General features: G+C 68.3%; 13 protein-coding genes. 10 read left to right on the forward strand and 3 right to left on the reverse strand.

Going from position 1 to position 11,871, the window contains the following annotated elements; genetic code table 11:
• Positions 1 to 678: 678 nt before the first annotated feature.
• The 4 genes from D4B81_RS17210 (at position 679) to D4B81_RS17220 (ending at position 2,554) form a co-directional block, all read left to right on the forward strand.
• A complete protein-coding gene (locus D4B81_RS17210; protein ID WP_161965269.1) occupies positions 679 to 975 on the forward strand; it encodes a hypothetical protein in 297 nt (98 codons plus the stop codon).
• A gap of 168 nt (positions 976 to 1,143) precedes the next feature.
• Positions 1,144 to 1,482 (forward strand): ATP-binding cassette domain-containing protein, encoded by a 339-nt coding sequence (locus D4B81_RS18330; protein WP_272914080.1) that lies wholly within the window; start codon positions 1,144 to 1,146, stop codon positions 1,480 to 1,482.
• Positions 1,383 to 1,784, forward strand: coding sequence for an ATP-binding cassette domain-containing protein (locus D4B81_RS18335; RefSeq protein ID WP_272914081.1), 402 nt, complete (start codon positions 1,383 to 1,385; stop codon positions 1,782 to 1,784). Before D4B81_RS18330 ends, D4B81_RS18335 begins: the two co-directional genes overlap by 100 nt.
• Entirely contained in the window at positions 1,781 to 2,554 is a 774-nt protein-coding gene (locus tag D4B81_RS17220) for an ABC transporter permease (RefSeq protein WP_122263907.1), read from the forward strand. The genes D4B81_RS18335 and D4B81_RS17220 overlap by 4 nt, the downstream gene beginning before the upstream one ends.
• Before the next feature lie 145 nt (positions 2,555 to 2,699).
• Here D4B81_RS17220 and D4B81_RS17225 read toward each other — a convergent pair whose 3' ends face one another.
• Entirely contained in the window at positions 2,700 to 3,164 is a 465-nt protein-coding gene (locus D4B81_RS17225) for a hypothetical protein (RefSeq protein ID WP_122263908.1), read from the reverse strand.
• Positions 3,165 to 3,563: 399 nt separating this feature from the next.
• On the opposite strand from D4B81_RS17225, the gene D4B81_RS17230 reads away from it, so the two are divergent.
• Entirely contained in the window at positions 3,564 to 4,262 is a 699-nt protein-coding gene (locus tag D4B81_RS17230; RefSeq protein ID WP_122263909.1) for a hypothetical protein, read from the forward strand.
• A gap of 159 nt (positions 4,263 to 4,421) precedes the next feature.
• Here the strand turns inward: D4B81_RS17230 and D4B81_RS17235 are convergent, their stop codons facing one another.
• Entirely contained in the window at positions 4,422 to 5,174 is a 753-nt protein-coding gene (locus D4B81_RS17235; RefSeq protein WP_122263910.1) for a GntR family transcriptional regulator, read from the reverse strand.
• Positions 5,175 to 5,312: 138 nt separating this feature from the next.
• Here D4B81_RS17235 and D4B81_RS17240 point away from each other — a divergent pair, with 138 nt between their 5' ends.
• Genes D4B81_RS17240 through D4B81_RS19060 form a run of 5 tightly spaced genes read left to right on the forward strand, consistent with a single transcriptional unit; the run spans position 5,313 to position 9,963 of the window.
• Positions 5,313 to 6,326 carry a 2-keto-3-deoxygluconate permease gene (locus tag D4B81_RS17240; RefSeq protein ID WP_122263913.1) on the forward strand — a complete coding sequence of 338 codons (1,014 nt, stop codon included), beginning with the start codon at positions 5,313 to 5,315 and terminating at the stop codon, positions 6,324 to 6,326.
• Between the two features lie 7 nt (positions 6,327 to 6,333).
• Positions 6,334 to 7,590 carry a RuBisCO large subunit C-terminal-like domain-containing protein gene (locus D4B81_RS17245; RefSeq protein WP_237566084.1) on the forward strand — a complete coding sequence of 419 codons (1,257 nt, stop codon included), beginning with the start codon at positions 6,334 to 6,336 and terminating at the stop codon, positions 7,588 to 7,590.
• The gene (locus D4B81_RS17250; protein WP_122263912.1) at positions 7,587 to 8,915 is read left to right on the forward strand and encodes a four-carbon acid sugar kinase family protein; all 1,329 of its coding nucleotides are present in this window, start codon (positions 7,587 to 7,589) and stop codon (positions 8,913 to 8,915) included. The genes D4B81_RS17245 and D4B81_RS17250 overlap by 4 nt, the downstream gene beginning before the upstream one ends.
• The gene (locus D4B81_RS17255; protein ID WP_237566085.1) at positions 8,912 to 9,604 is read left to right on the forward strand and encodes an alcohol dehydrogenase catalytic domain-containing protein; all 693 of its coding nucleotides are present in this window, start codon (positions 8,912 to 8,914) and stop codon (positions 9,602 to 9,604) included. The genes D4B81_RS17250 and D4B81_RS17255 overlap by 4 nt, the downstream gene beginning before the upstream one ends.
• Positions 9,601 to 9,963, forward strand: coding sequence for a zinc-binding dehydrogenase (locus D4B81_RS19060; protein WP_237566087.1), 363 nt, complete (start codon positions 9,601 to 9,603; stop codon positions 9,961 to 9,963). The genes D4B81_RS17255 and D4B81_RS19060 overlap by 4 nt, the downstream gene beginning before the upstream one ends.
• Positions 9,964 to 10,131: 168 nt before the next feature.
• On the opposite strand, the gene D4B81_RS17260 is transcribed toward D4B81_RS19060, so the two are convergent.
• Positions 10,132 to 11,511, reverse strand: coding sequence for an IS110 family RNA-guided transposase (locus tag D4B81_RS17260; RefSeq protein WP_122263914.1), 1,380 nt, complete (start codon positions 11,509 to 11,511; stop codon positions 10,132 to 10,134).
• Between the last annotated feature and the right edge of the window lie 360 nt (positions 11,512 to 11,871).

Raw genomic sequence — 11,871 nt, forward strand, 5'->3', positions numbered from 1 at the left:
CATCAGGTCCGGGCTCGCCTGCGCGAGCTGCTCGTGCAGGAAGACCTCAGGGTCGATACTGGGAGAAGCGGTCATCGTGATGCTCCGTTCGAGAGTGCTGTGGAAGGTTCACTCGAAGGATCACGCGGTGACCGCGCCTACATCAGCAGGACACGCTCACCACCGTGGTCGTCGTACACCACTCTGATGGACTCCACTCGGACCGGCTCACCTGATGGGGACACATCCTTCGCGCCGGGCGCGACCTTACGCCCTACTTCAAGTGATGGACCTGACTCGTCTACGCAGAGACGGTTCGCGCGCGGCTCCTGCTCCCGCTTCAGGCACTGGCGTTGACAACGGCGTTGCCAGGAGCTGGACGTCGTCTGGTCTCCACCTTCGCTACCGTTGCGTGTCCTCTCGGCGCGAGCCTCGTTCCGCGACGGGTGCATGCACCAGACGACACACCAGCGGCAGATCGGGAAATGCACCGGTGGCGCCTGTGAGGTCCGGCGTCTGTCTGTCCCACCTCCGTCGTAACGCCGGCGCAGGAATCGTCCACGTCCATGCCGATCCTTACCAGGAGCCGCGATGACACAAAAGGTAGGAAGGGTTCTGATCGTTGTCGGAGCCATAGCGTTCCTGTTGCCGGGAACATGGGCCTTTCTTTGGCCACACTCCTTCCACAAGCACGTCGCGATGTTCGACCCATTCAACCTGCACCTATTACACGACGTCGGCGCGTTCCAGATCGGCATCGGCGCGGCGCTGGTCGCTGCACTGGCATGGCACGACGACGCCTTGTCGGTCGCCCTGCTCGGAGCCACCACGGGTGCACTGGTCCACGCCATCTCCCACGTGATCGACCGCAGCCTAGGTGGCCGGCCCAGCGACCCTTGGACAATGAGCGTGCTGGCCATCCTCCTCGGTGCTGCTCTCGTCCTCCGGCGGAGCGCCCGGCAAGCACGCCCGGCCTCCGCGCAGGCGGACAAGTGAGCACCCTGGCAACTGGCGACACGCTGGTCGCAGATCCGCATGACGACCTGATGCTGGGCGAGGCGTTGCTCGTCGCGATCGAGACGCTCGAGCGCCGCGATGCATGAGCTCGCGATCCGGGCCGAGGGGCTCGTACGGACCTTCCCGGGGGGCGCAGGCGTCCGCGGGATGGATCTGGACGTCGCGTACGGCGAGGTTCACGCACTCGTCGGGCTCAATGGCGCGGGAAAGACCACGCTCATGCGTCTGCTTCTCGGCATGCTGCGCGCTGATTCCGGCACTGTGGCGATCGGCGCGCCCTGGTCTGCAGTGGGCCACACCGTGGATGAGCCGTTCGGCTATCCCGATCTGAGGACCATCGCCAACCTGACCGTCGCCGCCCGGCTGCGGGGGTGCCAAGAGCGACAGTGGGCGAGGTTGTCACACGTTCCATCGCCGAGCTCGGCCTTGAGGCCTATGCCACGCGCCGCGCTCGGGCCCTGTCACAAGGCAACCGCCAGCGCCTGAACCTGGCCGGCGCGCTGCAGCACCGTCCACGCGTGCTAGTTCTCGACGAGCCGACCAGCGCGCTGGATCCACGCGGGGTGATCCTGCTTCGCAGGGCACTGCTGCGTCGTGCGGCTGAGGGGGCGGGCGTGCTCGTATCCAGCCATCACCTTGACGAGGTTGCGCGGATCGCCGACCGGATCACGGTCATCAGTCACGGAATCGTGATCGGCTCGCTCGACCCAGGTGGCACAGATATCGAACGGGACTTCTTCGCGTTGGTACTGACTGACGAGGAGTCAGGTGCAGAGGGGATGTCATGAGCCTGACCGCACCCGGGATCAGCACCGCCGTCGCCGTGGAGGGCCGCAAAGCCGCGTTGTCGCCGGTCATGCTCGCAACTGGTGTGCTTCTGGTCGCCGGCGTGGGGCCTTTGGCGGGCGTCATGACTGCTGCAGCTCGCGGTGGCAATGAGCAGATCCGCGCTCAGCTGGCCGGCTTCGCCGACGCGGACCCTTGGCCGCAGCTCCTCGGTGCGGCTTCCCAGATCACCGCAGCCGCTGGGTTCCTGGCCTTTGGGGTTGCCCTGAGCTGGCTGGTGGGGCGAGAGTTCGCCGACCGCACTGTCGCTAGCCTGTTCGCGCTGCCCATCTCGCGTGCCCAGATTGCCGTGGCAAAGCTGGCGGTGTTCGCGAGCGCTACGTTCCCGGTTGCGTTGCTCCTCACGGCAGTCGTCCTCGTCGTCGGTCTGGTATCTGGGCTCGGCGTCCCCGACCCCGCAGCGTGGGCCGGGCTTGCGCGGCTGTTCGCCCTCACGGTGCTGACCGGGTTTGTCGTCTGGCCCGTGGCATGGGTCGCCACGCTCGGGCGCGGGTTGCTGCCCGGAATCGCGGCGACCGTGGTGCTGATCGTTGTGGCCCAGGTACTCGCGGTCATGGGTACAGGGGCGTGGTTTCCGATAGCGGCTCCCGCGCTCTGGGCAGTCGCTCCCGAGCAGGTGGGCGCAGAACAACTCGCACTTGTGGCGCTCGTACCAGTTCTGTCGGCGGCACTCACGGTCCGCGCGTGGTCCCGCCTCGAGCTCGACCGCTGAGCGAGAGACTGGGGCCTACGCAGCATACCGAGCACCTGCATCACTGCATCACCACCGCGCACGGGCCTCCCCACTCGCTCGGGCGCCCGGCCGTCCGTGACCGTTAATGGCCGTGACATCACGACTCCGCCGATGAGCGGAAGCCCTACGCCTGCAGTGGGCCGTCAGGGTTGACGGCTGCAAGGCACGCTTCGCGGGTGTTTCCGTCGAGACGGAACACGTCCACATTGGCAACCACTACCTCCACCACACACTCCTTCAGCGCGGCGATGAAGTGCATCGGCTGTAGGTGACGATCTGCCACTGGGGACCACGACGGTCTCAGCCGGGCCACCAACCTGCTGTCGCGCACGACGCCGAGCCACAGGAGCCCCTTGAGACCTCGGTCGTAGAGGGGATGGTGGTTCAACCCCTCGTCGTTGGGCGGCGTCATCACCGAGTAGATCACGAGGTCGAAACGCAGCACGACGGTTCGCTGGTCCGAGTCGCTCGGATGTGCCTTCAGAGCGAGGGCGCCGCGCCCAAGGTCGTCTGAAATCAGAGTGGCATCCGGCGCGTTCGGCTCCCAGGTGATGTCCACGCCCGGCATCGGTTCCACGTGCTCAGCCACGGAGACACAATCTCATGCAACGTGCGCACGTGCCGCTGGTCGCGGGTCTGATCGCGTATGCCCGTCCGGCCGCGCCGCTGGGGACGCACCGGACGCACCCGAATCAGCCGGACCTCGTGCCCGCCCTTGAAATCAGCCATGCTGGTTGCCGTGACCGCACGAGTGGGGAAGTCAGACACAGACAAGAGAGAACGCCGCGCAGAGGTGCTGAAGTATCCGATGCTCCCATTGCAGCGCGCGGGATTTCTCATCCCGTCTCGAACGGATGCGGCCTGGGATCGAGCGCCCGCGGCGTTCGGGATAGGTCCCGGTGGCGAAGCTCTCGCGTACTGGACGGAGCGGGGTGGCGGTCGTCGGCTCGTCACATGGCATGGCCGATCCGAGGGACCGAACCGATCCTTGATTCTGAACGAGCCGATTCAGGCCTCGTTCGTGCAACCGACCCCTGATGGCGGCGTCCTCATCGCGTCCGCCCGACGGCGGCGAGACACTGCGGCGGCCACGGCGCAGCGCTGGAGCGCCGACGGCTCTCTGGTTGGCGAGGGCAACTTCGGTGATGCCATTGAGGAAGTCTTGGTGACCGACTCAGGCGCCACTTGGGTCGGCTACTTCGACGAGGCGCTCACTGCACAGGAACCCGAGGGTCATGGACTTGTCCGGTTCAACTCATCGCTCGAACCGGAGTGGCTGTACCCCTGGCGCTCCGCTCTTCCGCCCCTGGACGACATCATGGCGCTCAATGTGTTCGGCGAAACCGCTTACGCCTGTCCATATAGGGAGTTCCATGTCATCGCCGCAACAGCGGCTGGGGCGACCGACCTAGGACCAGCGCCCGTCACCGGCGCCCATGCCCTGCTGGTCTCCGGCTCCCGGGCAGTCCTGATCGGTGGATTCGGACCGGACTACGACGTGGTGACACCGCTCGAAATCACGCCGGGTGGCCCGGTGCTCGCGGGTCGCCAGGGCCGCGTAGTCATGCCCGACGGCCTTGAGACACGGGATGTCACCTGGACCTGCCGCGGCCCTGAGGCGCACGTTTGCGTCAACGCAGCACGGTATCGATTGAGTCTGGACTTCGTGTTCGATGTCCTCACCTGAGGCGCCGGGGCGGTCCCGAAATACGACCGGAATTGCCGCGTGGAGGACGGCTACGCTCGTCCGACTTTGCCGCTGACATCGCATCCCTTCGCGGCCTAGGGGACAGCGCCCCCGCGCTAGCTACGTGCGTACTTGGGGACAGTCGGTATGGGGCAGCGGCTATCGGCTGGCGGAGTTTTCGACGGTTTGCCTGGCGAGGGAGACTCGCGCTTCGGTGTCGAAGACCATGTGAGGTTCGTGCCAGGCGCGGAAGACCTCGAGCGCATGTCCGGCCAGGTCTTGGGTGACGCCCGACATGAGCAGAACTGGTGTTCCGCGTTCTACGCCGAGGTCCATGGCCACCTCGTGGTTGGCAGGGACGGCTTGGAACCGTCGAGGGCCGCCGGCGGGTCGTGCGCCCAGTCCAGCCAGCGCTTCGAGAAGGGAACCGTGTTCGACCATGGAGGCGTTGAGCCCGGGGAAGCGTGCGTGTGAGACCCAGGTCTGCATGGAGATCGCGGCCGTGCCGTCGATGAAACGTACGCGATCGAGCTGCCAGGCCTGCACGTCCTCCAGCTCGCGTGCGACGTCTGGCGGGGCGGGGACGAGGGCGTACCGTTTCAGGACCGTGCGCAGTTCAAGTCCTCGCGCAGCGAGGTGCTCCCGCAGTCCGCCGGCCTGCTCGGCACGACGATGGTGCGCCAACGGGCTGGTGACGATGCTGCCTCGCCCGGGGCGGCGGTCGACGAGTCCTTCGGACTCCAGGGAAGCCAGGGCCTGACGTACAACGCTGCGCGATACGCCGTGCTCGTCGCGCAGCTGGTACTCCGTGGGTAGCGGGCTTCCTGCGGGCAGGGAGCCATCGACGATGCTGGTCCGAAGCTTGTCGCGCAGCTGCACCCACAACGGCGAATCCGCCAGCCGGTCGAGCATGGGACCTCCCTCTCCTGGTGCCGACAGTCTCACATCTCAGCGACCTCTTGACGCCGCAGAACAAGCGTGTCACATTTGTGCGTACCAAATGTACGGACAAGCACCTCGGGTGCTCCGACCAAGCCAATGGAGGTCGTCATGACCCAGCAACGCCGCTCTCGCTTCCCGATGTTTGCCACGATGAGCCGGATCCCCGGTGGGATGATGGTCATCCCGCTCGTCGCTGGTGTGCTCATGAGCTACTTCGCCCCTGCTGCCCTGGAGATCGGCAGCTTCACCACCGCACTGTTCAAGACCGGCGCGCCCGTCCTGATCGGGCTGCTGATCTTTGCTACCGGCGCCCAGATCACCGGGCACGCCAGTGGCAAAGCGGCGGCCCAGACCACGCTGGTGGTGCTGGTGGCCAAGACGCTGGTGCCGATGACGCTGGCCACCGTCCTGGGAGTCACCGTCGGCCTCGACGGGATCTGGGGCATCTCGATCCTGGCCCTGCTGGCCATCTACGGGAACAGCAATGGCGCGCTGTGGCTGGCTTTCGCGGGTCAGTACGGCGACGAGCGTGATACCGGAGCCTACGTCGCGAGCGCGTTCGACGACGGCCCCTTCCTGGCGCTGATCTTCCTCGGCGCCTCCGGGCTGGGCGACATTCCCTTCCTGGCGTTGCTGGGTGCCGTCGTCCCCTTCATCCTGGGCCTGGTCGTCGGGCTGGTGGACCGTGAGTGGACGCAGGTCCTGACCGCAGTTCCGGCGGTGACCATCCCCTTCATGTCCTTCGCCGTCGGCACGGGCATCACCTTGAGCAACGTCGTGACCGGCGGGCTCACCGGGGTGATCCTCGGCCTGGGGGTGGTCTGCCTCACCGGAGGTTTGACCTACCTGGGGTACAGGTTCGTGCTGCGCCGCGGCCCGCAGAGCGGTATCGGTTTTGCCGCAGGCACGACCGCCGGCAACGCGGTCGCGGTACCCCTGGCGGTTGCCACCGTCGATCCCACCTTCGAGTCCATGGTGCCCCTGGCGACGGCCCAGACCGGCGCGGCGGTGATGGTCACCGCGCTGCTGGCTCCCACCGTCGCGGCCTGGGTCATGAAGCGTGAAGGTGGCCTGTCCGTCGACGCGCTGCCCTTCGATGACTCTGAGGTGCGCAATGCCTGAGCGTCGTGTGTTCACAGCTACCTATGCCATCGAGACCGATGTCGGGCTGGAGCGCGCCGCCCAGGTGCTGGCCGGTGAGCAGTCCAGCGGCACCTTCCTTCCCGTACCGGGCGAGAGCGACCGCCTGCGCGAGCGGCACGGCGCACAGGTCGTGGCCGTCACCGACCTGGGCGAGGTGGAGCCGTCGTTGCCGAACCGTCACCGACCCGACCGTGTGCGCGCGGGCGAGATCGAGATCGAGTTCCCCCTCGAGAACGTCCACGACGACCTCGCGACGCTGTGGACCGTCGTCGGCGGCAACCTGTTCGAGCTGCGAGAGCTCTTCGCCTGCCGGCTGACCGACCTGCGGCTCCCGGACGAGCTGGTCCGAGGCTTCCCAGGGCCAGGCTTCGGCCTGGAAGAGACACGCCACCTCGTCGGCCGCCCGGACGGCGTCCTCGTCGGCACCATCGTCAAGCCCAACGTCGGCCTCGACGAGGAGGGGTTCCGCCAGGTGGTCCGCCAGCTGGGCGGCTCAGGCATCGACCTGATCAAGGACGACGAGCTGATGACGGACCCGGCCTACCTTCCCCTGGAGACCAGGGTGCGCGTGGTCCGCGAAGAACTGGGCGATGCTGCCGACCGCACCGGACACCGGACGATGTACGCCTTCAACATCACCGGTGACCTGGCAGGGCTCCAACGCCGCCACGACATCGTCGTGAACGGCGGAGGTAACTGCGTCATGCTCACCGTTCCTGCGATGGGACTGCCCGCACTGCAATGGCTCAGGTCCTTCGCGTCCGTGCCGATCCACGCCCACCGCGCCGGCCTGGCCGCGTCCATGCGGCACCCCTCGCTGGGCATCTCCTACACCGCCTGGCAGATCTTCGCTCGACTGGCCGGCGCCGACCATCTGCACGCCTCCGGACTCGGCAGCAAGTTCTACGAACGCGACGAGGAGGTCGTGCACAACGTCACGGCCCTCCTGCAGCCGCTGGGGAGCACGCGCCGACCCCTGCCCACCCTGTCCTCCGGCCAGAACGTCTACGCGCCGCGCCCCACCTGGGACGCCCTCGGCACCACCGACCTCATGATGCTGGCCGGCGGCGGCGTCATGGCCCACCCCGAGAGCCCGGAGGCCGGTGTGCGCAGCCTTCGACAGGCCTGGGACGCCGCGATCGCCGGCACCGACCTCCAGACGGCCGCCCAGGACCTCGCGGACCACGGCGACACCGCCTTGCTCGCTGCCGCCAGGCAGTTCGACACCAGGGCACACGCATGAGCCGCATCTGTTTCGTGGCCGACGATCTGACCGGAGCCAGCGACGTGCTGGCCCTGGCGCACCGGCTCGGGCTCAGCGCCATCCTGCTGCTGAACGGGGACGACGCGGGCCTCGGTGCCGACCACGACGTCGTGGGGCTCGCCACGCCGGCCAGGTCCCTGAGCGGGGACGCGCTGCGCGCGACAGTGCGCGACGCAGCCAGCAGCCTGGCCCCGCTCGCGCCGGCGGTGCTGCTCTACAAGGTGTGCTCGACCTTCGACTCATCGCCGACGACCGGCAGCATCGGTGCTGCGCTGGAGACCCTCCTCGAGGGCCAGCCCGACCACGGACCGGTGCCGGTCATCCCCGCACAGCCGGCCTTCGGCCGCTACACCGCGTTCAGCCAGCACTTCGCCCGCGCCGGTGAGCAGGTCTACCGCCTCGACCGTCACCCGATCATGTCCTGCCACCCCAGCACACCGATGGACGAGTCCGACCTGCGCCTCGTCCTCTCCGGCCAGCTGACCGGCACCCCCGACATCCCAGGCCTGGCCCTTCCCGACCTGGCACCGGAACGCCTGGACCGGGCCTGGGCGCGGCACCGGTCCGCCACCCCGATGGCTTTCATCGTCGACGCGCTCGATGAGGTCCACCTGAGAGACGTCGGACGACAGCTGCTCGCCGATGTGCACCGTCCGGCGCTGGTCGCCGGGTCCGGCGGCATGATGACAGGGCTAGGGCTGGCCCTGGGCGGCTCGCCGATCCCCCAGCCCGAGCAACGCTGGTCCACCGGGCCGGTGCTCGCGGTGAGCGCCTCTGCCTCAGCCACGACTGCGGCGCAGATCGACCACGCCATCGAGCACGGCTGGGTCGAGCTGCCCCTGATCACCGAAGCCAGAGACGTCGGCGTGGACGACACGACCGTGCAGCGACTGATCCACGAGCTGACGGCCGGACGCAGCGTGATCGTGCACACCGCCCGCGGTCCCCACGACCCGCGGGTCGCCAGCGACAGACCCCTGCCCCCCAGCGTCGCCGGGCAAGCGCTGGCCGCGCTGGTACGGGCCGCCGTCCAACGAGGCCTGACCCGTGACGTCGCCGTGCTCGGCGGAGACACCTCCACACACACCCTCCTGAACCTCGGAGTCCGCTCCCTCCGCGTAGCCGAGCAGTTCGTGGTCGGTGCGCCCGTCTGCGCGGCGGACAGCGACTCCGTCCTCGCCGGCTGCCGGATCCTGCTCAAAGGTGGTCAGGTCGGCGGCCCAGACGTCCTGACCGCCTTCGCCGGCAAAACCCGCCCCAACACCCCACCACCAGCAACCGCACCAGACCAGGAGACGCCATGAGAGCTGTAGTCAAGACCGGTCCCGGGAAGGGACTCACCTACCGACAGGACTGGCCCGACCCCCGTCCCCCCGGCCCGGGTGAGGTACTGATCAAGGTGGCAGCCGCCAGTCTGTGTGGCACCGACAGAGAGATCGTCGAGGACACGCCGGCCGCCCGCTCCTTCAACCTCGCAACGCCGGTAGTGATCGGACACGAGGGCTCCGGCACCGTCCAGAGTGTGGGTGAGGGCGTCACCCGCGTCCAGGCCGGCGACCGCGTCGCCCTGGAGAGCCACATGTGGTGCGGCCAGTGCCACGCCTGCCGCACCGGTCACGCCCACGCCTGCCCACGGACACGAATCGTCGGGATGCACATCGACGGCCTCTTCGCCGAGTACACCGTCGTGGCGGAACAGGTCTGCGTCAAACTGCCAGACTCCATCGACCTCGACACCGGCGCCCTCATGGAGTCCGCCGGCGTGGCGGTGCACGCCGTGCAACGTGCCGACTACGCAGTCGCCGGAGGCGCAGTCCTGGTCAACGGGTGCGGACCCGTCGGACTGGTGGCCGGGGAGATCGCCAGGGTCATGGGCGCCACACAGGTCGTGGCTGTCGACCCCAACCCCTTCCGACGAGGTCAAGCAGACAGCCGCGGCTTCACGACAGTCGACCCGGCACAGCAGGACGTCCTGGACGCTGCGACGAACTGACCGGTGGCCGGGGAGTCGACGTCGCATTCGAGGCCTCGGGCGCACCGGGAGTGCTGGCCGCCGCCCTGGGATCCTTGCGCATCGGAGGCACGGTCGTCACCATCGGGCACCCCTCACGGCCCCCCGAGGTCGACGTGGCAACCCTCATCAACAAGCGCGGCATCACGCTACGAGGCATCTACGGCCGGCGCCTGTGGGAAACCTGGGAACAGCTCGTCAGCCTGCTCGACTCAGGCCGCCTGGACCTGCAATGGTTGGTGACGCACCGCCTCGGCCTGCACGAAGCCGAGACTGCCGTCGAACTGCTCACCGGCGAAGCCGGAAAGGTCCTCCTGGACCCCTCAATCACCCAGGAGTGAACGCCCAGACCCAGTAGGCGCGACACTGCAGCCCGAGCCAGACCCCCACGGTCCACTCGGGCTGCCGCGTTGGCCAACGAGGACGCCCAAGTACGGCGCGGCTGAGCCGGCGACTCAGTACGACCAACCACCTGCGCCCCGACGTTCACTGTGAGTTCCTAAGGGAAGTCAAGCAACTCTGGACGGCTTAGGCTGGGTGTGGGCAGGCCGGGGTGTTGGAGCGCTCAGCGACTCCTGTGACCCCCGGTCTGCCTTGTGGTTGGTGGCCCGGTAGTAGCGCTTCTTCGACGACTTGCGGGGTACCTGGTACTTCTCGGTGACGATGCGTTTGCCCTCGGCCTGGGTCAGCGGCGTGCCGTCGACGTCGCGGATCTGGTACGGCTGCCCGGTCCGCCAGCACGTCGCGATCCGGGTCAGCAGGATGGTGGCCACGTGGCACACGGCGGAGTCGTGGTGCCGGCCGTCGGCGGCCATGAGCCGGGCGTACTTCGCGGCGAGCTGGGGGTCGAGCTTGCGGGCCTGCTCGGCGGCCATCCAGACCGCCTCGCGCAGCAGCGGGTCACCGGCCTTGGTCAGCCCGCCGACGCGTTCGGAGGTGCCGGACTGGCTCACCTTGGGCACGAGCCCGGAGTAGGAGCGGACCGCGGCCAGGGAGGTGAACCGGTGCGGATCACCAAGGCGGCCGGCGATGACGCCGGCCAGCACCGGGCCGACGCCGGGGGCCGAGCGCACGATGCCGGCCGGGTCGGCCTCGGCGTACATGTTGGCGATCCGCTCGTCCAGGTCGGCCATCTGCGCGGTCAGCGCGATGGCCTGCTCGGCCTCGACGGCGATGTCGGCGGCCAGCTCGGCGAAGTCGATGCCGTCACCGTCCCACAGCCGCAATGACTCCTGTGCCGCGGCGATCAGCTCTGCGGCGTTGCCCTCGCGCCAGTGACCATGGGAGTAGCGGCGCAGGAACCTGGCCAGCCGCGCCTGCCCGAGCCGGATGACCGCGGTCGGGTCGGCGTAGCGGGCCAGGAACGCCAAGGTCGCCTTGCCGTAGTCGGTGCCCAGGGCGTCGTACCAGCCCGGGCCGAGCAGCTCGAGCTGGGCATCGAGCCGGTTGAACACCGCGGTCCGCCGTTTGGCGATCGAGGAGCGTTGCTTGACGACCCGGCGCAGCGGGTCGGCCGGTCCGTCACCGACGTGCTCACGCAGCCCCTCGGGGTGCAGCAGCGGCAATCGGGCAAGCAGCACCGAGTCCAGCCGGTCGTTCTTGGTGTGCTTCGAGTAGTACTCGCGCAGGTCCGCCGACTGGGTCGTGGGCACCATCACCACCTTCACCCCGCGGCGGCGGAACCACGCCGCGACCGGGATCCACGCGTTGCGCGTCGGCTCCATCACCACCATCAGCTCGGCCGGGTCGCAGTCGAGGTCCGCCCACAGCCGCTCCAGGTCGGCGGTGCGGGAGAAGAACTTGCGTCCGCGCCACACCAGCTTGCCGTCCGGCCCGGCCAGCGACGCCACGTGCGCCGCCCGGCAGGCCAGGTCGATTCCCAGCGTCATCCCCACGTCCAGCTCCTCATCTCGTGATCCGGTCGGTCATCTCGAGGAGGAGTCGGCTGGGCCCAGACATTCTGCAAGTAGGAGTCCCCAACCGTGTGGGGCTTCAAGTTCCCGAACAGGGACACCGCTCACCATCGAGACCCCTGCGAGGGCCTCTCAATACACAGGGATCACCAGGTGTCCCAGCCGCTAGATCAGACCCCCGCAGGGATACCGATCAACCTAAATGCCGCGTGGAGGACGGCTACGCTCGTCCGGTCTTGCCGCGAGCCGCGAGTTTGCCCTCGCTGGGTGTCCCGCGCAGAACACCCCTTCACGGCGCCGGTCTGACAAGGGCCGACCTCGCCTGGCGGCTGCCCT

Origin of the sequence: Ornithinimicrobium cerasi (genome assembly GCF_003702705.1) — a bacterium.
GTDB lineage: Bacteria > Actinomycetota > Actinomycetes > Actinomycetales > Dermatophilaceae > Ornithinicoccus > Ornithinicoccus cerasi.

Bases quoted from the DNA above. Each gene is read 5' to 3' on its own strand.
- D4B81_RS18330 (WP_272914080.1), top strand. From the start codon at position 1,144: ATGGATCTGGACGTCGCGTACGGCGAGGTTCACGCACTCGTCGGGCTC.
- D4B81_RS17210 (WP_161965269.1), top strand. From the start codon at position 679: ATGTTCGACCCATTCAACCTGCACCTATTACACGACGTCGGCGCGTTC.
- D4B81_RS17235 (WP_122263910.1), bottom strand. From the start codon at position 5,174: ATGCTCGACCGGCTGGCGGATTCGCCGTTGTGGGTGCAGCTGCGCGAC.
- D4B81_RS17260 (WP_122263914.1), bottom strand. From the start codon at position 11,511: ATGACGCTGGGAATCGACCTGGCCTGCCGGGCGGCGCACGTGGCGTCG.
- D4B81_RS17220 (WP_122263907.1), top strand. From the start codon at position 1,781: ATGAGCCTGACCGCACCCGGGATCAGCACCGCCGTCGCCGTGGAGGGC.
- D4B81_RS17250 (WP_122263912.1), top strand. From the start codon at position 7,587: ATGAGCCGCATCTGTTTCGTGGCCGACGATCTGACCGGAGCCAGCGAC.
- D4B81_RS17240 (WP_122263913.1), top strand. From the start codon at position 5,313: ATGACCCAGCAACGCCGCTCTCGCTTCCCGATGTTTGCCACGATGAGC.
- D4B81_RS17255 (WP_237566085.1), top strand. From the start codon at position 8,912: ATGAGAGCTGTAGTCAAGACCGGTCCCGGGAAGGGACTCACCTACCGA.